19 protein-coding genes are annotated in these 21,199 nt (G+C 61.6%); 11 read left to right on the plus strand and 8 right to left on the minus strand.

The window, feature by feature from the left end; genetic code table 11:
• Positions 1 to 75 precede the first annotated feature (75 nt).
• The gene (locus AB8A50_RS22945) at positions 76 to 1,716 is read left to right on the plus strand and encodes a GMC family oxidoreductase (RefSeq protein WP_439078999.1); all 1,641 of its coding nucleotides are present in this window, start codon (positions 76 to 78) and stop codon (positions 1,714 to 1,716) included.
• Between the two features lie 141 nt (positions 1,717 to 1,857).
• Here the strand turns inward: AB8A50_RS22945 and AB8A50_RS22950 are convergent, their stop codons facing one another.
• The 3 genes from AB8A50_RS22950 to AB8A50_RS22960 all read right to left on the minus strand — a co-directional run bounded on the left by AB8A50_RS22950 (position 1,858) and on the right by AB8A50_RS22960 (position 5,429).
• A complete protein-coding gene (locus AB8A50_RS22950) occupies positions 1,858 to 3,948 on the minus strand; it encodes a molybdopterin-containing oxidoreductase family protein (RefSeq protein WP_439079000.1) in 2,091 nt (696 codons plus the stop codon).
• Between the two features lie 96 nt (positions 3,949 to 4,044).
• Complete coding sequence (locus tag AB8A50_RS22955) at positions 4,045 to 4,236, minus strand: hypothetical protein (protein WP_081422070.1); 192 nt, start codon at positions 4,234 to 4,236, stop codon at positions 4,045 to 4,047.
• 80 nt (positions 4,237 to 4,316) lie between these two features.
• Complete coding sequence (locus AB8A50_RS22960) at positions 4,317 to 5,429, minus strand: alkene reductase (protein WP_089266915.1); 1,113 nt, start codon at positions 5,427 to 5,429, stop codon at positions 4,317 to 4,319.
• 193 nt (positions 5,430 to 5,622) lie between these two features.
• On the opposite strand from AB8A50_RS22960, the gene AB8A50_RS22965 reads away from it, so the two are divergent.
• The 10 genes from AB8A50_RS22965 (at position 5,623) to AB8A50_RS23010 (ending at position 16,845) form a co-directional block, all read left to right on the plus strand.
• Complete coding sequence (locus tag AB8A50_RS22965; RefSeq protein WP_439079001.1) at positions 5,623 to 7,905, plus strand: FdhF/YdeP family oxidoreductase; 2,283 nt, start codon at positions 5,623 to 5,625, stop codon at positions 7,903 to 7,905.
• Positions 7,906 to 7,989: 84 nt separating this feature from the next.
• A complete protein-coding gene (locus AB8A50_RS22970; protein WP_439079002.1) occupies positions 7,990 to 9,270 on the plus strand; it encodes an MFS transporter in 1,281 nt (426 codons plus the stop codon).
• Positions 9,271 to 9,403: 133 nt separating this feature from the next.
• Positions 9,404 to 9,613, plus strand: a complete 210-nt coding sequence (locus tag AB8A50_RS22975; protein ID WP_068737702.1) for a hypothetical protein — start codon at positions 9,404 to 9,406, stop codon at positions 9,611 to 9,613.
• 19 nt (positions 9,614 to 9,632) lie between these two features.
• Positions 9,633 to 10,580 (plus strand): glutathione S-transferase family protein, encoded by a 948-nt coding sequence (locus tag AB8A50_RS22980; RefSeq protein WP_439079003.1) that lies wholly within the window; start codon positions 9,633 to 9,635, stop codon positions 10,578 to 10,580.
• Positions 10,581 to 10,788: 208 nt separating this feature from the next.
• Entirely contained in the window at positions 10,789 to 12,033 is a 1,245-nt protein-coding gene (locus AB8A50_RS22985) for an ABC transporter substrate-binding protein (RefSeq protein WP_439079004.1), read from the plus strand.
• A 45-nt stretch (positions 12,034 to 12,078) separates the two neighbouring features.
• The gene (locus tag AB8A50_RS22990; protein ID WP_439079005.1) at positions 12,079 to 12,798 is read left to right on the plus strand and encodes an ABC transporter ATP-binding protein; all 720 of its coding nucleotides are present in this window, start codon (positions 12,079 to 12,081) and stop codon (positions 12,796 to 12,798) included.
• A complete protein-coding gene (locus tag AB8A50_RS22995) occupies positions 12,791 to 13,495 on the plus strand; it encodes an ABC transporter ATP-binding protein (RefSeq protein WP_439079006.1) in 705 nt (234 codons plus the stop codon). Before AB8A50_RS22990 ends, AB8A50_RS22995 begins: the two co-directional genes overlap by 8 nt.
• A 12-nt stretch (positions 13,496 to 13,507) precedes the next feature.
• A complete protein-coding gene (locus AB8A50_RS23000) occupies positions 13,508 to 14,374 on the plus strand; it encodes a branched-chain amino acid ABC transporter permease (RefSeq protein WP_068737690.1) in 867 nt (288 codons plus the stop codon).
• Positions 14,371 to 15,366 carry a branched-chain amino acid ABC transporter permease gene (locus AB8A50_RS23005; protein ID WP_439079007.1) on the plus strand — a complete coding sequence of 332 codons (996 nt, stop codon included), beginning with the start codon at positions 14,371 to 14,373 and terminating at the stop codon, positions 15,364 to 15,366. The genes AB8A50_RS23000 and AB8A50_RS23005 overlap by 4 nt, the downstream gene beginning before the upstream one ends.
• 114 nt (positions 15,367 to 15,480) lie before the next feature.
• Entirely contained in the window at positions 15,481 to 16,845 is a 1,365-nt protein-coding gene (locus AB8A50_RS23010) for an FAD-containing oxidoreductase (protein ID WP_439079008.1), read from the plus strand.
• 7 nt (positions 16,846 to 16,852) lie between these two features.
• Here AB8A50_RS23010 and AB8A50_RS23015 read toward each other — a convergent pair whose 3' ends face one another.
• The 5 genes from AB8A50_RS23015 to AB8A50_RS23035 form a co-directional block, all read right to left on the minus strand.
• Positions 16,853 to 17,032, minus strand: a complete 180-nt coding sequence (locus AB8A50_RS23015) for a hypothetical protein (protein WP_089266704.1) — start codon at positions 17,030 to 17,032, stop codon at positions 16,853 to 16,855.
• Between the two features lie 173 nt (positions 17,033 to 17,205).
• On the minus strand, positions 17,206 to 17,955 hold the full coding sequence (locus tag AB8A50_RS23020) for a glucose 1-dehydrogenase (RefSeq protein WP_093758024.1): 750 nt from the start codon (positions 17,953 to 17,955) through the stop codon (positions 17,206 to 17,208).
• A gap of 113 nt (positions 17,956 to 18,068) precedes the next feature.
• The gene (locus AB8A50_RS23025) at positions 18,069 to 19,652 is read right to left on the minus strand and encodes a Na+/H+ antiporter (protein WP_231078432.1); all 1,584 of its coding nucleotides are present in this window, start codon (positions 19,650 to 19,652) and stop codon (positions 18,069 to 18,071) included.
• A gap of 188 nt (positions 19,653 to 19,840) precedes the next feature.
• Positions 19,841 to 20,905: a glycosyltransferase family 4 protein gene (locus tag AB8A50_RS23030; protein ID WP_439079009.1), complete on the minus strand. Its 1,065-nt coding sequence runs from the start codon at positions 20,903 to 20,905 to the stop codon at positions 19,841 to 19,843.
• A 1-nt stretch (position 20,906) separates the two neighbouring features.
• Positions 20,907 to 21,179, minus strand: a complete 273-nt coding sequence (locus AB8A50_RS23035; protein WP_439079010.1) for a hypothetical protein — start codon at positions 21,177 to 21,179, stop codon at positions 20,907 to 20,909.
• Positions 21,180 to 21,199 lie beyond the last annotated feature (20 nt).

Here is a 21,199-nt window from a genome sequence, read left to right on the forward strand (position 1 = left end):
TGCCATGCTTCAGGGCACGCCCATTTACATCCCCACCATTTCCGTTTTCAGTTGCTGAAAACAATTGGGGGAAACATGAGCGGTCAAACTGCGTTGGCGGATCGCGCGTCGGCTGACGCCATTGAGGCTGATTACATCATCGTCGGCGCCGGCTCGGCCGGTTGCGTGCTGGCCAATCGCCTCTCGGCCTCGGGCAAATATTCGGTGCTGCTGCTGGAAGCCGGGCCGAAGGATCGCAATATCTGGATTCACATTCCGCTCGGTTACGGCAAGCTGTTCAAGGAAAAGACCGTCAACTGGATGTACCAGACCGAGCCCGAACCGGGCCTCGATGGACGCTCGGTCTTCCAACCGCGAGGCAAGGTGCTCGGCGGCTCCAGCTCTATCAACGGTCTGCTCTATGTGCGCGGCCAGCATGAGGACTACGATCGCTGGCGCCAGCTCGGGAATACCGGCTGGGGCTATGACGACGTGCTGCCCTATTTCAAGAAGGCGGAAAATCAGACGCGTGGGCCGAGCGAGTATCACGGCGTTGGCGGCCCGCTGCCGGTGTCGGACTCGCGCTGCCCCGATCCGCTGTCGGAAGCTTTCATCGCTGCAGCTGCCGAGACGGGCATTCCGGTGAACAATGACTTCAACGGCGCGAGGCAGGAAGGCGCCGGCTGGTTCCAGACCACGACGAAGGGCGGCCGCCGCGCCTCGACAGCGCGGGCCTATCTGCGCCCGGCACAGAAGCAGGGCAAGGTCCGCGTCGAAACCGAAGCGCTGGCCCAGCGTATCCTGTTCGAAGGCAAGCGCGCGGTGGGCATCGAATTCAAGCAGCATGGCGTGGTGCGCAAGGCGCGCGCCCGCAAGGAAGTGCTGGTGTCGAGTGGCGCCTATAATTCACCGCAACTGCTGCAGCTCTCCGGCGTCGGTCCCGCCGATCTGCTCAAGGAACACGGCATCGAGGTCGTTCTTGATGCCCCCGGCGTCGGCAGTGATCTGCAGGATCACATGCAGGTCCGCATGGTGATGGAATGCCCGCAGAAGATCACGCTCAATGACTTCGTCAATCATCCCGTTCGCCGGGCGATGATGGGTCTGCAGTATGCCGCGTTCCGCACCGGTCCGCTGACCTATGCTGCCGGCACCACCGGGGCCTTCTTCAAGACCGATCCGCGCATGGCGTCTCCGGATATCCAGATCCACTTCCTGCCGTTCTCCACCGACAAGATGGGCGAGAAACTGCATCCGTTTTCCGGCTTCTCGGCGTCGGTCTGTCAGCTGCGCCCGGAAAGCCGCGGCTCGCTGCGCATCAAGAGCGCTGATCCCTCGGTGCCGCCGACGATCCGCATCAACTATCTGGCGACCGAAACGGATCGTACGGCGAATGTCGAAGGCCTGAAAATCCTGCGTAAGATGCTGAACGCGCCGGCGATGAAGCCATTCGTGACCAAGGAGGTCGAGCCTGGTCCGGGCACGGTGACCGACGAGCAATGGCTCGCTTATTGCCGCCAGCGCGGCAGCACGGTCTATCATCCGACTTCGACGTGCCGGATGGGCAATGATGCGAAAGCGGTGGTCGATCAGCGCCTGCGCGTGCGTGGGCTGGAAGGTCTGCGCGTGATCGATGCATCGATCATGCCGGACCTGATGTCGGGTAACACCAACGCGCCGGTGATCATGATCGCCGAGAAGGCGTCGGATATGATCCTAGAGGATGCGCGTTCTTAACCTCGCCCCGCTCTTTGCGGGGAGAGGTCGACCGGCGAAGCACAGCGAAGCCGGGCGGGTGAGGGGCATCCACTGAACTTGCTCTCATCATTCAGCTCTCGGATCTCACATATGCCGACCCGACGGCCGGCGCTTCTTGGCTCAAGAAGCCTTCTTCACCCACACCTTGTTGTCGTGAAACGCAGCCCCACCGTAAGGCGCCACGGCTTCGCCTGCTGTCAGCATGTTGATGCCATGGCCGCCGATATGCGCCTTGTTGGGGTGCACCGATTCCGCAATCAGCACACCGCGCCGCAGGCCCTCGAAGATACGCGCGGTCAGGGTCGTCTCGCCGCGCGTGTTGCCGAGTGTCACGGCATCGCCATCGGTAATGCCGAGCCTCGCCGCGTCGACGGGGTGCATCATCACACTGGGTGCACCCTCGCGGGCCTGCGATGATGGCGTCTCGTTGAACGAGGTGTTGAGGAATGAGCGCGACGGGCTGGTGGCCAGACGAAACGGATGCGCCTCATCGACCTGTTCGATCACCGCCCAGTGATCGGGGAATGACGGCATCTCGTCCCACGCCCCCATCAGCCCGGCATTGGGCATCGGCACTGTCGACCAGTTCGCCTCGAAGTGGAATTTGCCGTCGGCATGGGCGAAACCGTCGAGATAGTGCGAGGTGCGGAAATCCGGCTGGATATCGCGCCATTTGTCGGCCTCCAGCCCTTCGATGCCACCGCGGCCGCTGACTTGCAGCGTCTCGTCGATGATGTCGCGCGGATGCATATCGAACGCGCGGTGTTTCGCGCCGAGGCGGGTGGCGAGGCCTTGCAGAACGTCGTGGTTCGAGCGGCACTCTTCCGGCGCGTCGATCAGCTTGGCACCGACCGAGATGTGCTGGTTGCCGCCGGCGTAATAGAGATCGTCGTGCTCCATGAACATGGTCGCCGGCAGCACGATGTCGGCCATCATGGCGGTCTCGGTCATGAATTGCTCATGCACCGCGACGAACAGGTCTTCGCGGGCAAAACCCTGCCGTACCAAAGCCTGTTCCGGCGCCACCGTCATCGGATTGGTGTTCTGGATCAGCATCGCCTTAACCGGCGGGCCGTTGTGCAAGGCTTCCGCGTCACCGGTGAGGATGCGGCCGATCTTCGACTGATCGAGACGCCGAACGCTCTCGTCGAGCACGTCGAGACCCTCGATCAGTGTCTTGTCGAATTTCCAGATCGCGGCATTGTTGAAGAAAGCGCCGCCACCTTCGTATTGCCAGGCGCCGGTGACTGTGGGCACGCACAGCGCTGCATGCATCTGCGCGGCTCCGTTGCGGCTGCGGGTGAAGCCATAGCCGAGGCGGAAATAGCTGCGCTTGGTCTCGCCGACCAGACGCGCGAAGGCTTCGATTTCCGCAGCGGGCACGCCGCAAATGTCTGAGGCCCATTCCGGCGTTCGCGAAGCAAGATGCGCCTCGAACTCCGGCGAGGCATCGGTGTATTTGGCGAGATAGTCGCGATCAGCCAGGCCGTCGCGGAACAGCACATGCATGACGCCGGCGGCGAAGGCGCCGTCTGTACCTGGCCGCAGCAGGATCTTGATGTCGGCCTGCTTCATGGTGTCGTTGTCGTAGATATCGACGACGGCAAGCTTGGTGCCGCGTTCTTTCCGCGCGCGCGAGACATGGGTCATCACATTGACCTGCGTCGAGACGGGATTGGTACCCCAGATCACGATCAGGTCCGACTTCGCCATCTCGCGCGGATCGACGCCGGCTACCTTGCCGGTACCGGCGGCAAAGCCGGCCCAGGCAATGGTTGCGCAGATCGTCGAGTAAAAGCGCGAATATTTCTTCACATTGGCGAGGCGGTTGATGCCATCGCGCATCACCAGACCCATGGTGCCGGCATAGTAATAGGGAAACACCGACTCCGCGCCAAAGTCGCGCTCGGCCTCGTTGAACCTCAAAGCGATCTCGTCGAGCGCCTCGTCCCAGGTGATGCGGGTGAAATGGCCGGAGCCTTTGGGACCGGTGCGGCGCATCGGATACATCAGCCGTTCGGGATGATGGATGCGCTCGGCATAGCGCGCGACCTTCGCGCAGACCACGCCGGCGGTATAGCTTTGCTCCTTGGAGCCGCGGACCCGGCCGATGGTGTTCCCGCCGATCACCTCGATGTCCAGGGCGCAGGCGGAGGGGCAATCATGCGGGCAGGTGGAGTGCTTGATGTCGATCTTGGCTTGAACGTTCATGCAGCCAAGCTAGCCAAAAGTTTACTGGAGGAAAAGCCGCGGTTTTGCGCATCCCGCCCGACAACCGGGCAGGCCTCCAGTCCGTAGTCCTCTCGGCTATTTGCCCAGGGCGTCGCGTTGGGCGATCAGCCGGTCCAGCTCCTCATTCTGCTGCGCCAGCCGATCCGCGGTGCGCTCCTCGTTGCTCTCGCCGGAAGCCGCGGTGGCCTGCTCGATCAACTGCCGGATATTGTCGCGAAGGATGGCGATGCGATCGTCGAGCTCGGCGGCTGAGAGGGTGGAATCCATGGGGCGATACTCCTGACCCGCTACGGGCCGTACACAGACTATAGCGCGCCAGAAGTGCTTTCTATTGAATAATCCGCAGACTAGCCTGCGCCAAGCACCGGGTAGTCGGTGTAGCCAGCAACATCGCCGCCGTAAAACGTCGCCCGGTTATAAGGCGTAAAGGGCGCCTTGCGCTTGATACGCTCCGGCAGATCCGGATTGGCGATGAACGGGCGGCCAAAGGCGATAATATCGACATTGCCGGAAGCGACGGCCTCCTCGGCGGAGGTGCCGTCGAATCCGCCGGCGGTGACCAGCACGCCGCTCCACATCGGCCGGAACAGCTCATAGGCTTTAGGCACATTGTTATGAAACACTTCCGCGCGGCCGACGCCGCTTGTGCGCGGCTCGACGAAATGGAGGTAGGCGAGGCCGAGTTTGTCGAGCTCACGGACCACATAGCTGTAGAGCGGCATCGGATCGGCTTCGCCGGAGTCATTCGAGACACCATAAGGCGACAGGCGGACGGCGACACGATCCGCGCTCCAGGCGTCGATGACGGCATTGGTCACTTCGAGCAGCAGGCGGGCGCGGTTCTCGATGGAGCCACCATATTGGTCGGTGCGCCGATTGCTGCGGGTCTGCAGAAATTGTTCGAGCAGATAGCCGTTGGCGCCGTGCACCTCGACGCCGTCGAAGCCGGCTTCCCTGGCGTTGCGCGTGGCCTGTCGGTAGGCGTCGATAATGCCGGGAATCTCGCTGGTCTCCAGGGCGCGGGGCGTTTCGTAAGATACCGTCTCGCCTGAAGCCGTCCGCGTGGTAGCGTCGATCGCAATGGCTGACGGCGCGACCGGAAGCCCGCCGCCGGGCTGGAACGAGGAATGTGAGGCACGGCCGACATGCCATAGCTGCAGGAAGATGATGCCGCCTTTGGCATGCACGGCATCGGTAACCTGACGCCAGCCGGCGATCTGCTCTTTCGAATAGATGCCCGGCGTGTGCGGGTTGCCTTGTCCTTCCTGCATGACCTGCGACGCTTCGGCGATGATCAGTCCGCCTTCGGTCGCGCGCTGCGCGTAATATTCGGCGTTGAGGGTCCAGGCCGCGAGCGTTGTCTTCTCGGCCCGCATGCGCGTCAGCGGCGCCATCGCAACCCGGTGGCTGAGTTGATACGGGCCAACTTGCAGCGGCTGGAACAGGGAAGAAGAGGTCATCGGCGCTCCATTCAAAATATCAATCGGGCGATAGCCTTGGTGAACAGGTGTCGCGGCATTCGTATCGTTCAATACAGCGCAGGGGTCGGTCAATCAAAGTTGATGGCATCTATTCGCAGCAATGCAGCCTTTAATGCTACGAGGCGGAATTAGGTTGGGCCATATGGGCCCTGACGACGAAGGACGGATCGCGATGGCGAAGAAGCAGGTTCAGGGCGTCGAAGACTATAAAGGTGCCGCCGCAGGTTGGGGCGCGTTGAAAGCAGTGGCCGACGCGGTGCGCGGACAGATGGCGGTCGTCAATGAGACCCATGGCCTTCTGACGATGAACCAGCCGCATGGCTTTGATTGCCCGGGCTGCGCCTGGCCCGATCCAAAGCATACGTCATCATTCGAGTTCTGCGAGAACGGCGCTAAGGCGGTGTCGTGGGAAGCAACAGCCAAGCGCACGACGCCGGAATTCTTTGCGGCCCATACGGTGAGTGAACTCTGGGGCTGGCATGATCACGACCTCGAAAACGAGGGGCGTCTCACCCATCCGATGGCCTATGACCAGGCTAGCGACAAATATCTTCCGATCTCGTGGGAGGATGCGATGGCGCGGATCGGTGCCGGCTTGCGCGCTTTGCCCGATCCGAACATGGCCGAATTCTACACGTCGGGCCGCTGCTCTAACGAAGCAGCCTTCATGTATCAGTTGTTCGTGCGCGAATTCGGCACCAACAATTTCCCCGATTGCTCGAATATGTGCCACGAGGCCACCAGCGTCGGCCTTCCGGAATCCATCGGCGTTGGTAAGGGCACGGTGACGCTGGAGGATTTCGACCATGCGGATGCGGTGTTCTGCATCGGGCACAATCCCGGCACCAATCATCCGCGCATGCTGACGACTCTGCGCGAATGCTCCAAGCGCGGTGCTGCCATCGTTTCAATCAATCCGCTGCGCGAGCGCGGGCTGGAACGATTCACATCCCCGCAGCATCCAGCGGAAATGCTGACGTTGAGCTCTACGCAGATCTCGTCGACCTATTACCAGGTCAAGGTCGGCGGCGACATTGCCGTACTGAAGGGCATGATGAAGACCGTCGTGGCGCTCGACGCCGCGAGCCTTGCCGAAGGCGGCCCCGGCGTGCTTGACCGCGCCTTCATCGCCGAACATACCAACGGCATCGAGGCGCTGCTCGCCGATCTCGACGCGACCTCATGGGAGGCGATCGAGAAATCGTCTGGGCTGCCGCGCGCCGATATCGAAAACCTAGGCAACATCTACGCCGCGGCCAAGAGCGTCATCATCAACTACGGCATGGGCATCACCCAGCATCGCCACGGCACCGGTAACGTGCAGCAGATCGCCAATCTCCTGATGCTGCGCGGAAACATCGGCCGTCCCGGCGCCGGCATCTCGCCGTTACGCGGGCACTCCAACGTGCAGGGCGACCGCACCGTGGGGATCACCGAAGTACCCAACGCCGCACTGCTCGCCGGTATCGAACGCACCTTCAACTTCAAGCCGCCGAGCGCGCATGGTCACGATGCCGTCGCGTCGGTGAAGGCGATCCGCGATGGCCGTTCGAAGGCGTTGATCTGTCTTGGCGGCAATCTCGCGGTCGCGATGTCAGATCCTGAGGCGACCTATCCGGCGATGCGTAGCCTCGATCTCGTGGTGCATATCGCCACCAAGCTCAATCGCTCGCATCTTCTGATCGCGAAAGAGTCGATCATTCTGCCATGCCTTGGCCGTACCGAGATCGACGTGCAGGCGACGGGACCGCAACTGGTGACGGTAGAAGATTCGATGTCGATGGTGCACGCCTCGCGCGGCGGCTTGAAGCCGGCGTCGGAGCATTTGAAATCGGAAACTGCGATCGTCGCCGATATGGCAATCGCGACTTTGCCGAATACAAAGGTGAAGTGGCTCGACTACGTCGCCGACTACAGCAGGATCCGCGACGCCATCGAGTCGGTCTTTCCGGCCTTCGAGGATTACAATGCACGGATCAAGAAGCCGGGTGGCTTCCGGCTGCGCAACGCCGCCTCGGAACGGGAATGGCTGACGCCGAGCAAGAAGGCGCAATTCCTGGTTTTCTCCGGCCTCTATGAGGACGGCCCCGCCGAGACCGCGTTGACGCTGACCACGCTGCGCAGCCACGATCAGTACAACACCACGATCTACGGCATGAACGATCGCTATCGCGGCATCACAGGGCGGCGCGATGTGGTGTTCGTGAACGAGCAGGACCTCGCCCGCCGCGGGCTGAGCCACGGTGATCTGATCGACATCGTGCTGGACCGTCCGGACAGCGCGCCGCGCGCACTGCGTCGGGTGACGGCGGTGGCTTACAACATCCCGCAAGGATCGGTGGCGGCCTATTATCCCGAGGCCAATGTGCTTGTGTCGCTCGACCAGCACGATTTGAAGTCGGGAACGCCGGCTTACAAATCGATCCCGATCCGGATCGAGGCATCTGCCGCTTAAGCTGCACCGCAGCATTCAGAGAGCATGACCGCCACGGCTTTCGTGGCGGTTGATGCGCGCCGTGTTTCCGCGTAGGCGAGCGTCATGACCAGTGCTGCCGACTCTTCTGCCTTCAAGCCCGTTGCCATCGATCCGCCCGTGAGCGTAGCGCTCGTGGCCGCCATGCTCATTCTGACCTGCGGGCATGTACTGTCCAACATGCTGCGCACCACGCCTGCGGTCGCGATCGATGTGATGTCGACCGATCTTGGCGTCACGCCGCAGACGCTGGCCGCGCTGACTTCGGCCTATCATTTTTTCTTCGCGCTCCTGCAGATTCCGGTCGGCGTCGCGCTGGATCGCTACAGCATCCGCACGGTGTCGCTCGTGCTGTTCGCCGGTACGGTCTGCGGCGCGGCGATTGCGGCGCTGTCGACAGGGCCGCTCTCGTTCTTCGTGTCGCAGGCAATGATCGGCATGGCGACGTCGGGCATGCTGATGTGCCCGATGACGCTCGCGGCCAAGCGGCTGACACCAGCGCAGTTCGGTCTGTGGTCCGGCATCATTCTGTCATTCGGCAATGCGGGGCTGCTGTTGTCGGCCAGTCCGCTTGCTTACGTCGTCGAGCACTGGGGATGGCGCGCCGGATTCTGGATTGCCGCCGCAGCGGCGATTGTCGTGGCGATGCTGATCGCGGTCATGGTGCCGGCATCGCGTCCCGAAGGCCAGCCGCGTGCGCTTCTGGGCGAGATGATTTCGGTTCTGCAACTCGGTGTATCACGTGCTGTGCGCGGTATCGTGATCCTCGCTTTCGTGTCACTTGCGGTTCAGCTTGTGTTGCGTGGGCTTTGGGCCGGCCCCTGGCTGATGAATATCAAGGGACTGTCGCGGATAGAGGCCGGCAATATACTGGCTCTGTTTACGGTTGCGCTAGTGATCGGACCGGCGCTGTCGGGTTTGCTTGATCGCAAGCTCGGTCATCGCCGCATGCTGCTGTTTGCGGTCCATTTGTGCGCCGCCGCGCTGCTGCTCGTGATGGCGCTCGGTGCACCGGGCTATCCGTTGGCCACGCTTTTCGGCCTGCCAGTGATGCCCGTGGCAGTCGATACCGGCCTGCTTGTGGTCATCGGCCTTCTCGTGGCGATGCAGCCGCTCGTCTATGCGATGATCCGCCAGGTCGTTGCTGCCGAGAATATTGGCAAGGCGCTCTCTGCGGCGAACCTGTCGTTCTTCCTTGGCACCGCCGTAATGCAATCGGCTACCAGTCCGATCGCTGCCGCCTGGGGATTGCCCGCAGTTTTAATCTCAATGGCGGTATTTCTGACCATCTGCACGCTCATCTTCTTCGTGTTGACGCGTCCCGCAGCGCAGCGCGGGGCTGCATAACAGGTTCATGACGATTGCGACGGCAAGTTGCTGGAATTGCCGTGAGTCCTGTGGTCTGATGCGCAGAGTGACGCGATCAAGACGTCGCGCGCGGTCTCGCATTGCGGGGCGCCTCACACAGGGAGGACGTGACTTGCCGTTTTTCGTCAGGGGAACCGATACGTCAGGGACTGTTTCACTCCGCCGCGACAACGCGGCCGGAGCTGTCAAGAAGGCCAGGGAGCTGCTCGATGACGGCAGCTGGGATGTTGAAATCACCGGCCCGGATGGACTTCCGCATCCGATTGCCGAATTCGAGGCGATGTATTCCGCCGGTGCGACGACGGCGGTGCATGCGACATAGCTGACAGGCAAGGGATGCAGTGACGGCGACCGATCTTGTTCTGCATCACTATCCGCGTTCGCCGTTTGCCGAGAAGGTGCGCGTCGCCTTCGGATTGAAGGGTCTGTCTTGGCGATCGGTGATTCAGCCGCGGATCGCGCCGAAGCCAGAGCTCGTGGCGCTCACCGGAGGCTATCGCCGCGTTCCGGTGCTGCAGATCGGCGCAGACGTTTATTGCGATACGCGCCGCATTCTCGCGGAGCTTGAGCGGCGTTTTCCCGAGACGACGCTTTATCCGACGGGCACGCGCGGTCAGGCCGATATCATCGCGGCCTGGGCCGATCGCGCGCTCTTTGCCAATGCTCTTGGACTGGTCTTCGGCCTGAACGGAGATCGTTTTCCGCCAGAACTGCATGCCGATCGCGCGAGTTTCACGTCAGGCAAGTTCGATGGTTGGGACAGCGTGAAGATGCGTGAGCAGATTCCTGCGCTCCGCAACCGGTTTCGCATTCATCTAGCCTGGCTCAGCGATTGGCTTGCGCGTGGCGACGCGTTCCTGCTTGGCCAGGCGCCGTCACTTGCCGATCTCACCGTCTATCACCCGCTCTGGTACGCGCGCGGCAATCTCGGTGACAGCGAAGGTCTTGCCGAGCATCCGCGCATTCTCGCGTGGATGGACCGGATTGCCGCGCTGGGGCACGGAACGGTTGAGGAGCTGTCGCCCGAGCTGTCGCTGGACATAGCGCGGCTCTGTCAGCCTATGGCGACATCTGCTTCTACTCATAACGATATTGCAGATGATCAAGGTCTGCCGTTTAAGGAAGGCGTAATGGTATCGGTCATGCCGACCGATTGGGGTTTCGATCCCGTCATCGGTGCGTTTGTTTCTGCGGGTCATGACAGCATCGCTTTGCGGCGTGAGGATCCCGATGTCGGCGCGACGGTTGTACATTTCCCGCGTGCAGGCTTTGCGATTGCTCGCCTGTGAAAGCCCCGTCACGGATGCATGGCCCTCATTCGCGATTCCCGTACGCCGCAATTTGACGCGGCTGCGCAAAGGCGGCTAAGTCCGAAAAACGCTGCCCGACTGCGATATGCAGACTCCCAATCTGTAACGCAGTGTTCGACACTCCAGCGCCAGTAACAGAACAAGAAAGCGCGTCGCTTCAGCGTCGTTGCGCATCGGAGGATATGACATGACCATGACCCGCCGCACATTTGGCCTTGGTGCCTCTGCCGTTCTGGCAGGGCCGATCGCCGCGCCGTTCATTCGTAGCGCAGGCGCCGCCGAGCCGGCGATCCGCATCGGCATGGTCAATTCGATGAGCGGCGGTCTTGCGGCTTACGCGCAGGAAGGCCAGCCGGCTTTCGAATACATCATCAAGAAGATCAATGCCGAAGGCGGCATCAAGAGCAAGGGCGGCGCCAGGATCGAGCTGGTGCTGGCGGACGATACCAGCCAGCCGGCGCGGACCGCTGCCGAAGCGCGGCGCCTGATCACCGAGGAAAAAGTGCAGCTTCTGACCGGCACCATTCTCAGCGCACAGATGCTGGCGTTGACGCCGGTGGTCGACGAAGCCAAGATTCCGACGCTGTCGGTCTGGGCCGGTGGGTCGCAGTCGAACTATATGTTCACGCTGGGATACCCGTATGATCGTGGCTATGCGCAGACCATGCATGATTTCGTCATCTCATTGCGCGACGATTTCAAGTTTCCGATCAAGACCGCCGTCATGGCCTATTCGAATTACGAGGCCGGCCAGCAGTCGAACAAATTCCTGGTCGAGAAGCTGAAGGCGAGCGGCATCCAGATCATCGGCGAAGCCGCGCTCGATATTCGTGCGCAGGACCAGACGGCGGCGATGGTTCGTATTCGCTCGCTCAAGCCGGACGTCGTTGTCGGCCTCGTGACGCCGCGCGACGGCATCCTGCTGCATCAGGCGCGTTACAATCTGAACTATCACGGCAGCATCTTCTGCGGTGGCACCGGCGGCTACTCGGATCTGTCGCTCTGGAAGGATCTCGGCCCCGAGATAGGCAAGGCCGTGCTGACGAAGAACCTGTTCGGCATGACCGGCTTCAGCGCGGGCGCCAAGATCGAGTCGATGCAGAAGATCGTCTCAGAATTGCGCGATGTCGCCAAGCTCGAAAAAATCGGCCAGGGCGCGGTGCAATACGCCCAGGCGGCGCGCGTGCTGCAACAGGTGCTCGAGAATGCCAAGTCGCTGCAGAGCGATGCATTGCTCGAGGCGTTGAAGAACGTCAACATTCCAGCAGGCGATCCGAACCTCTACATCGCCAAGCCGAAGGGCCTGCAATTCGCAGAAGACCGTCTGCTCAAGGACGGTTCTGCGATGTTCATCCAGTGGACGCCGGAGCAGGCTCAGCAGGTCGTATTCCCGAAGGAATTTGCTCAGGTGCCACCGCGGCCGAAGTCCTGATCGGCCCTGCACTGAGGCTCGGCGCAACATAAAGAGTGGACGGCTGTGGCATTTCTGGAAGTCTCCAACATCACCAGGCGGTTTGGCGGCCTGGTCGCGCTCAACGCGGTGAGCTTCGACGTCGAGAAGGGCGAAATTCTCGGCATCATCGGCCCGAACGGTGCCGGCAAGACCACTTTGTTCGGTGTGATCTCCGGCTTCATTCCGCCGAGCGCGGGCGATGTCGTTTATGACGGCGAAAGCATCATCGGGGTGTCGCCGGATCGGCTGGTGCGCCGCGGATTGATGCGTTCGTTCCAGATCGTCCAGTCCTTTGCCGACATGACGGCGCTCGACGTCGTCACGACCGCAGCATTGACACGCCGGCCGATGCGCGAGGCGATCGACTATGCGGCGCAGGCGCTGCTGCGCGTCGGTCTCGGCGGCAAGGAAGATAAGACGCCAGCGACGCTGTCGCTGCAGGACAAAAAGCTGTTGGAGCTGGCGAAGTGCATCGCTACCGATCCGCGCTGCATCCTGCTCGACGAGGTGATGGCCGGCCTGACCATGGCCGAGACCGCCGCGCCGATCGCGATCATCGAGGAGCTCAACAAGCAGGGCGTCACCATCGTGATGGTCGAGCACGTGATGCCCGTCATCATGCGGCTGGCGCAGCGTATGGTGGTGATCAATTTCGGCGAGAAGATCGCGCAAGGCACGCCCGACGAGATCCTTCGGGATCAGCGCGTCGTCGATGCCTATTTCGGAGATCATCTCGATGCTTGAGATCGACAACCTGGTCGCAGGCTATGGCGGTGTGCCGGTGCTGCGCGACATCAACGCCAAGATCGCTGCGGGCGAGATCGTCGGCCTGCTCGGCGCTAACAATGCCGGCAAGACCACGCTGATCAATGCGCTGTCCGGCATGGTCAAGCCGCTCTCCGGGCGCATTCTGTTTCTCGGCGAAGACATTAGCAAATTGACGCCGCAGGCTCGTGTCGAGCTCGGCATCGTGCAGGTGCCGGAAGGCCGTCTGGTGTTTCCGGAAATGAGCATCCGCGAAAATCTTCTGCTTGGCGGTATCAATGCGCATGCGCGCAAACATCGTCCGCAGCAGATGGAAAAAGTCATCGGGTTGTTTCCGCGGCTCGGCGAGCGGCTGACCCAGAGTGCCGGGTCACTGTCAGGCGGTGAGCAGCAGATGCTGGCCATCGGCCGCGGGCTGATGGCGGAAGCTAAGCTGCTGATGCTCGATGAGCCCTCGCTCGGTCTGTCGCCGCTGTTCGTGCAGTATATTTTCGAGATCATCGACAAACTACATGCCGACGGTCTGACGATTCTGCTGGTGGAGCAGAATCTGAATTTGACGTTGCGCCACGCCAGGCGCTGCTACGTGCTGGAGCGCGGGCAGGTGGCGGTCGAGGGCGATGCGGAGACCGTGAAAAACGATCCGCGCACCCGCAGCGCCTATCTTGGTCTGTGATCGGAGAGTGATGTGACCGAACTTTATCAGGCTCTCGCCCAAGGCCTTCTGATCGGCGCCACTTATGGCTTGCTGGCGCTGGGCATGGGGCTCGTCTACGGCGTGTCGGGCGTCGTCAATTTCTCGCATGGCGATTTCATCTCGCTCGGCATGTTCATGTGCCTCGCCCTGTATTCCGCATTCGCCATGGACCCTTATGTGTCCATCATCATCACGGTGCCGCTGATGACCGCGATCGGCGCACTGGTTTACATCTTCCTGATACGGCCGATGGTCGGACATCAGTTCCTGATGGTGGTGCAGCTTACGCTCGGTCTCAGCCTGGTGCTGCAGAACGGCATCCTGATGGTGTTCGGCGGCGAGCCGGCACGTACGCCCTCCTTCGTCGAATCCAAGCTGATTATTCTCGGTGACGTGGTGCTGCGGGTGCCGCATATCGTGGCTTTCGTCGTCTCCTTCGCGTTGGCGATCGGCCTCTACATCATGCTGCGCTCGACCGACTTCGGCCGCTCGATCCGCGCCGTGCACCAGAATGCGCATGCCGCCGCGCTGATGGGCATCAATGTCGGCCGCGTCCAGGTGCTGACCTTCGCGCTCGGCATCGGTATTCTCGCGCTGGCCGCCGCGCTGCTGCTGCCGGGCACTCCGATCCAGCCGACCCAGGGCCTGCGCTACACCGTGATCACGCTGCTGGTCGTGGTGCTCGGCGGCATGACCAATTTCGTCGGCATCATGCTCGGCGGCCTGATTATCGGCATCGCCGAAGCCTTCGGCACGATCTATCTCGACGGCCCGATCGGCTTGCTGCTGCCATACATCATCTTCGTGGCGATCATGCTGTTTCTCCCGAAGGGCCTGACCTGGAGCTCGGCACGATGAGAGACGAATTCTACAAGACGCTCGCATCGCCGATCTGGTGGGGCGCGCTGGTCATCGCCGCCATCATGCCGTTCGTGCTGTCGAGCTATTACGTCCACATTCTCACGCTGGCGCTGGTCTATGTGGCACTGGCTTCGTCGTGGAACATCGTCGGCGGCATGGCCGGGCAGATCTCGCTGGCGCACAGCCTGTTCATCGGCATCGGATCGATGTTCTCGGCCGCGCTCCTGCTCAAGCTCGGCATCAATATGTGGCTCGGTCTCGTCATCTCGGCGGTGATCTCCGGTGTCCTCGGTGCTGTGATCGCCTGGATCGACTTCCGCTTTCAGCTCGGCCATCTCTCCTTCGTGCTAATCACGCTGGCTTTCGCGGAAATGGGCAGCATCGTGGTCGAGGGCTGGGACTTCCTCGGCGGTGCGTCCGGGCTGCTGCTGCCGAAGGACACGGGTAATTTCCTGGCGTTCCAGTTTGGCGGTGGCCACGGCGCGTTCTGGATGATGCTGGGGCTGGCCGCGATTTGCGTGCTGGTCAATGTCGCGATCCTCAATTCGCCGCTTGGTTATTATCTGCGCACCATCCGCGACAATGAGAAGGCGGCGCAGGCGATTGGCGTCAACATCCTGCGCTACAAGATCACCGCCATGGTGATCTCGGCGATGCTCGCCTCCGTCGTCGGTACCGCCTATGTGCGCTATCTCACCTTTGCCGATCCCTATCTGCTGATCTCGCCCGTGATCACCATCGAAATCGTGCTGTTTGCAACCGTCGGCGGGCTCGGCCGCGCCTATGGCCCCGCGCTTGGCGCATTGCTGCTGGTGCCACTTGGTGAAATCCTGCGCGGCAAGCTCGGCAGCACGCTGCCCGGCCTGCATTACTTCATCTACGGCATTGTCGTGATCTCGGTGATTTTGGTGACGCCGCGTGGGCTGTTGCCGCTGTTTGAGCGGCTCTGGGCGCGCTGGCGCGGCCCTGCGGTTGCCGGCAAGCCCTAAGCGGCCCGGGAGCTGGCGGCGCTGGAACTTCGGTCATCCGTTGGCTGATGCCGTTTCCAACGCTAGTCTCTCGCCGCGGTGGAGCATTGGCTCTGCCGGTTGGGAGCTGAAATCATGCGCTTCGATGCCATCATCATCGGCGCCGGGCAGGCCGGACCTTCACTCGCGGGTCGGCTCACATCCGCAGGCATGTCTGTGGCGATCGTCGAGCGCCATCTGTTCGGCGGCACCTGTGTCAATACCGGCTGCAAACCGACCAAGACGCTGGTTGCCAGCGCTTATGCTGCGCATCTTGCACGCCGCGGCGCCGACTATGGTGTCGTGATCGACGCGCCCGTGCGGATCGATATGGCTCGCGTAAAGGCGCGGGCAGACAAGGTAATCCATGACTCGCGCAACGGCGTCGAAAGCTGGTTGCGCGGTATGGACAAATGCACGGTCATCAACGGCCATGCGCGCTTCGAATCCGCGGATACGATCCGTGTGGGCGATGAGTTGCTGACAGCTCCGAGGATCTTCCTGAATGTCGGTGGGCGGGCTGTCGTGCCTGATATGCCGGGCATCAACGACATCACCTATCTGACCAATACGGGCATCCTGCAGCTCGACCGGGTACCGAAACATCTGGTGGTCATCGGCGGCAGTTATATCGGCCTCGAATTCGCACAGATGTATCGCCGCTTTGGCGCCGAAGTGACGGTCGTTGAGAAAGGCGCGCATCTGGTCTCGCGTGAGGATGTGGAGATTTCAGAGGCGATCCGCGATATCCTGCTCGCCGAAGGCGTCCATATCCGAACCAATGCCGAATGCATCACCTTCAAGCCACATCCGGATGGCGTGGCTGTCGGTGTCGACTGCAGCGAAGGCGCGCCGGAGATCATCGGCAGTGATGTTTTGCTCGCGGTGGGACGCCGTCCGAATACCGACGATCTCGGTCTCGACAAGGCTGGCGTCGCTGTGGATGACCGCGGCTACATCAAGGTCGATGACGGTCTCGCTACCAATGTGCCGGGCATTTTTGCCATGGGCGATTGCAACGGACGCGGCGCCTTCACGCATACGGCTTACAACGACTTCGAGATCATTGCCGCGAACCTGCTCGATGGCGCAAGCCGCCGCGTCAGCGATCGGCTTCCCGGCTATGCGCTGTTCATCGACCCGCCGCTTGGCCGCGTCGGCATGACGCTGACTCAGGCAAAGGCCACAGGAAAGAAATTGCTGATCGGCAACCGGCCGATGACCCATGTGGGCCGCGCCGTCGAGAAGGGCGAGACCGCGGGCATGATGCAGGTTGTGGTCGATGCTGAAACGAAGAAGATTTTGGGAGCCGCCATCCTCGGTACCGGAGGCGACGAGGCGATCCATGGCATTCTCGACATCATGAATGCCGGCGCCGATTACACCCAGTTGCAATGGGCGGTGCCGATCCATCCGACGGTGTCGGAACTGATCCCGACGCTGCTCAACGAGATGAAGTGATCGCCGCTCAGGCGGTCTGGAATTTGAGTACGGCCATCAGCGTCAGCAAGGTGGTTGCGCAGGATGCGGACACAATCGCCATATTGATAAGGCTGCGGACTGCAACAGCCGCGACTGCAGAAATCGGATGGACAGCGTCCGATGCACTGGCTTTCTTGCGCGGAGCCGGTTTCTTCTTTGCTGCCATGATGATCCCCAAAGAGAGGGGTCAGACCGTTGACCGGCCTGACCCTGACGCCTTCCCTGCCGAGGTGTGTCCCTCGATCATGACGCGACCATCGCATGAATGGCCGGTGAACTGCTTAACGCGCGTGGTGAATCGAATCTGACCGGATTCGATGGTTTATGAATTTCCTCGTTCTAGATTGTTCGCCCGCCATCGACCGGCAAGATCACGCCGGTGAGGAACTCGGATTCCTCACCCGCCAGATACACGCAGGCATTGGCGATATCCGAGGGGCGCGACATGCGGCCGAGCGGGATCGTCCCGATGAATTTGGCGCGGTTCTCTGGCGTATCCGGCACGCCCATGAAGGATTCCAGTAGCGCGGTTTCCCCGATCACCGGCGCGATGCAATTGACGCGGATGCCATCGGGCGCCAGTTCCACGGCCATCGATTTCGACATCAGGTTCACCGCGCCTTTGGTGGCATTGTACCAGGTCAGGCCCGGGCGCGGCCGGACGCCGGCTGTCGAGCCGATATTGATGATGCGACCGCTCTTCTGCTTCTTCATCACCGGCACACAGGCATTGGTCATCAGGAAGATCGATTTCACATTGATGTCGAACGCCTTGTCGAATTCTTCTTCGGTCACTTCGAGCAAGGGCTTGTTGCGAAAGGTCCAGCCGGCATTGTTGACGACGACGTCGAGCTTGCCGAATTTTTCGACCGCGAGCTTCACCGAGGCATCAACATCGGCCTTGCTGGTGACGCTGCCGCCAAGGGCGATTGCGCTGTCGCCGATCTCGGCCGCAACCTTTTTCGCGCCATCGGCATTCAGATCGAGGATGACGACCTTGGCGCCTTCGCGCGCGTAAGACCGCGCGATCTCGGCACCGAAACCCGATGCGCCGCCGGTGACGATAGTGGATAGGCCTTGAAGTCGCATGTTGTTTTCTCCCGGATTTTGCGCCTTGTCTGGCGCTTGACGATCAAGGTTAGAGCCGATGGTAGCGGCTGTGAAGGCGCCACGGCGAATGGCTGCTAAAGGAAGCGTGGCCTTTACAGAAAACGTCTTGCGTTGACTTCTTCGAGATCGAGTCCTTCCTCGATCGCATGCAGCACACTGTCGTGGATTTCGCCCTCACGGTGCATCTTCAGAAGCTCTGCACGGCCGGCTTCGATGGCGGCCAGCACGGTCGTGTAATGGTCGATGCGGTGCGGCGATAGTGCCTCAGCCTCTTCGGCATAGCGCGCCGCGGCGCCCTTGCGATAGGTATATTGCTCGAACAGGCGCGGATGGCGATGTGTGCCATCATCATTGCGTGACGCCTTCTCGATGGCAGAAAATTGCGCGGCCGCAACGCGCGCGCGCGCCTGTGCTTCGCTGAGTTTGGAATGATGCGGTGCGCGGACATTGTCGGTTTTGATGAGACGGCGCACGATCGGTGCCAGCGTTGAACCCTGGACAAGGACCGTCACCAGGATGACTGCGAAGGTGATCGCCAGGATGACGTCGCGGCCCGGAAATTCCTCCGGCAATGATAATGCGGCAGCGAGGCTCACCACGCCGCGCAAACCGGCCCAGCTCATGATGAACGGCACCGTCCATGGCGGAGCGGGGTCGCGGGCGCGCAGCTTCGGCATCAGCATGCGCGGCAGATAGGTGCCGGGAAACATCCAGGCGAAGCGCGCGAGGATCACTGCTGCGATGACAGCAGCCGTCACCGGCAACAGCGCCACCACGGCGTCATAGCCGCCGAGGCGATACAGCACGCCGCGCAGCGACAGGCCAATCAGGATAAACACCAGAGATTCCAGCACGAATACGACGACGCTCCACGCTGCGGTGGCCCGGGTGCGCGTCGCAGCGCCGAAGAATTCGTGCTGCTTCCATCCCAGGATCATGCCGCAGGCGACGGTGGACAGCACGCCGGAGACGTGGAGCTTTTCCGCGGCGATATAGGAGATCCAGGCGACCAGGAAGGTCCATGCAATGGCAAGGTCGATTTCCTTGATGCGCTTGATCACCAGGATGGCGGCGAAGGCGAATGCGATGCCAACAAGCAGGCCGCCGATCGCGACCGAGAAGAAACTCACGGTGGCCGCAGTGGCGCTGAACGAGCCGGTCAGCGCTGCCGCGATGGCGAAGCGCAGCAGCACCAGGCCCGATGCGTCGTTGACGAGGCTTTCGCCCTCCAGCAGCACGATGATGCGCGGCGGAAGCGGCACGCTCTGCAGCACGGCCTTGGCCGCCACCGAATCCGGCGGCGAGACGATGGCGCCGAGCGCAAAACAGGCAGCCCAGGGCAGCGACGGCATCACCAGATGCGCAACTACGCCGACCACGAGGGTGGTGAAGAAGACAGCGCCGACGGCGAGTTGCAATATGATGCGAAGATCGGCGCGGAAATCCCGCCAGGAGGTGAACCAGGCGCTCGACATCAGCAGCGGCGGCAGAAACAACACGAGCACCAGCTCGGGGTCGATCTCGACATCCGGGGTGCCCGGGATCAGCGCGAAGCCGATGCCGCCGAGGATCAGGGCAGCCGCGCGCGGGAGCTGAAAACGCCGCGCGATCATGTCGAGCAAAACGATGACAGCCATCAGCAGCAGGATGATTTCGAAGCGGGAAACGGCGGTCATGAGGGCCTGTCGAGATGCGAGAAAAACGGTCGGACGTCGATTCGGGCCAATGCCGTGATCTGATGTCTGTCATCTATCTTGCAAATGTCGCACGGGCTGTACAGCGGGCCAGTGATTTTGCAGCAGGCCAGCACGAAAAAGGGCGACCCGACGGGCCGCCCTTCGATGCCTTAATTATGCGCTTCAGACTACTCTGCGCTGCTGACCAGTCGCAGCGACACCCTATGCTCCATCATGCTGCGATAGGTGGCCACATAATCGAGAGCCATGCGCCGGGCGGTGAAGCGGGCTTCGAACTGCTTGCGGATCGCACTACGGTCCATGCTAGCCAGACGCCCCACTGCCGCGACTGCGCTGGTCTCGTCCTCGACGATGAAGCCGGTGAGGGCCTCGTCGATGATCTCCGGCACCGAGCCGCGGTTATAGGCAATGACCGGTGTGCCGCAGGCCATGGATTCGATCATCACCAGGCCAAACGGCTCGGGCCAGTCGATCGGCAGCAACAGACCATAGGCGCCGCTGAGGAATTCCGGCTTCTCCCGGTCGCTGATCTCGCCGATATATTCGACCAGCGGATGATCCATCAGTGGGCGAACGACCTGCTCGTAATAGTCCTCATCCGCGCGGTCGATCTTGGCCGCGATTTTCAGCGGGATGCCGGCGCGGATGGCGATCTTGATCGCGCGGTCGACGCCCTTCTCGGGCGCAATACGCCCGAGCACGGCGAGGTAGCTCGGCGTGATCGGTTGCGGCGTCAGCAGCTTCTCGGGAAGGCCGTGATAGATAGTGCGCACGAAATTCGCCTGCGGTACCGGGCGCCGCTGCGCGTTCGAAATCGAAACAACGGGAATCTTGGAGAAAGTCGTGAAGGTCGGCTGATGTTCCGGCAGATCCAGACGGCCGTGCAGCGTCGTGAGAAATGGTGTGGGCTGGCGGGAGAATAGCGAGAACGGATAGTAATCGAGATGGAAATGCAGAACGTCGAATTCGTCGTCGTCACATTTCTGTCTTACGCGCTCGAGCATTTCCATATGGAGGGCGTTGGGATCGCGGACAGAGCCATCGAGCCGCAGCGCCTTCGGCCATCCGGCGTCGAGCTTGCCTGACGTTTGAGAGTCGCCGCTGGCGAACAGCGTAACATCATGCCCCTGCGCCACCAGCTCTTCGGTCAACCAGTGTACGACGCGTTCCGTGCCTCCATAGAGCTTCGGCGGAACGGCTTCTGTCAGCGGAGCAACTTGCGCGATGCGCATTTTACATATCTCCCATGTTGGAAGTGATGAACAACTTCAGCGACGACGTGTCGGTACCGGTATGCCTGAAGCTGGAACGTTCTCGCATCTGCGAGGTTCCTATGTGATCTGCGTAGTTCGTCCACACTGTGGTCTTGCTGATGCCATCACGTTCAACCACGGTTTCCGGAGTGTTAATGCTGCCCGAATGTTGCGCCGAGATGGCGAGAGCGTGGGTAATTCGGGATGGCATCATCTCCATCAGCGGGCGGGGACGCTGTCCGTTGAGATACATGTTCTTATTCAACGGGTTTT

It is taken from the genome of Tardiphaga sp. 841_E9_N1_2, assembly GCF_051811065.1.
In the GTDB taxonomy this organism is placed as follows: domain Bacteria; phylum Pseudomonadota; class Alphaproteobacteria; order Rhizobiales; family Xanthobacteraceae; genus Tardiphaga; species Tardiphaga robiniae.

Coding starts and splice junctions, on each gene's coding strand:
- AB8A50_RS22945 (WP_439078999.1), top strand. CDS start 76: ATGAGCGGTCAAACTGCGTTGGCGGATCGCGCGTCGGCTGACGCCATT.
- AB8A50_RS22950 (WP_439079000.1), bottom strand. CDS start 3,948: ATGAACGTTCAAGCCAAGATCGACATCAAGCACTCCACCTGCCCGCAT.
- AB8A50_RS22955 (WP_081422070.1), bottom strand. CDS start 4,236: ATGGATTCCACCCTCTCAGCCGCCGAGCTCGACGATCGCATCGCCATC.
- AB8A50_RS22960 (WP_089266915.1), bottom strand. CDS start 5,429: ATGACCTCTTCTTCCCTGTTCCAGCCGCTGCAAGTTGGCCCGTATCAA.
- AB8A50_RS22965 (WP_439079001.1), top strand. CDS start 5,623: ATGGCGAAGAAGCAGGTTCAGGGCGTCGAAGACTATAAAGGTGCCGCC.
- AB8A50_RS22970 (WP_439079002.1), top strand. CDS start 7,990: ATGACCAGTGCTGCCGACTCTTCTGCCTTCAAGCCCGTTGCCATCGAT.
- AB8A50_RS22985 (WP_439079004.1), top strand. CDS start 10,789: ATGACCATGACCCGCCGCACATTTGGCCTTGGTGCCTCTGCCGTTCTG.
- AB8A50_RS22995 (WP_439079006.1), top strand. CDS start 12,791: ATGCTTGAGATCGACAACCTGGTCGCAGGCTATGGCGGTGTGCCGGTG.
- AB8A50_RS23005 (WP_439079007.1), top strand. CDS start 14,371: ATGAGAGACGAATTCTACAAGACGCTCGCATCGCCGATCTGGTGGGGC.
- AB8A50_RS23010 (WP_439079008.1), top strand. CDS start 15,481: ATGCGCTTCGATGCCATCATCATCGGCGCCGGGCAGGCCGGACCTTCA.
- AB8A50_RS23015 (WP_089266704.1), bottom strand. CDS start 17,032: ATGGCAGCAAAGAAGAAACCGGCTCCGCGCAAGAAAGCCAGTGCATCG.
- AB8A50_RS23020 (WP_093758024.1), bottom strand. CDS start 17,955: ATGCGACTTCAAGGCCTATCCACTATCGTCACCGGCGGCGCATCGGGT.
- AB8A50_RS23025 (WP_231078432.1), bottom strand. CDS start 19,652: ATGACCGCCGTTTCCCGCTTCGAAATCATCCTGCTGCTGATGGCTGTC.
- AB8A50_RS23030 (WP_439079009.1), bottom strand. CDS start 20,905: ATGCGCATCGCGCAAGTTGCTCCGCTGACAGAAGCCGTTCCGCCGAAG.
- AB8A50_RS23035 (WP_439079010.1), bottom strand. CDS start 21,179: ATGTATCTCAACGGACAGCGTCCCCGCCCGCTGATGGAGATGATGCCA.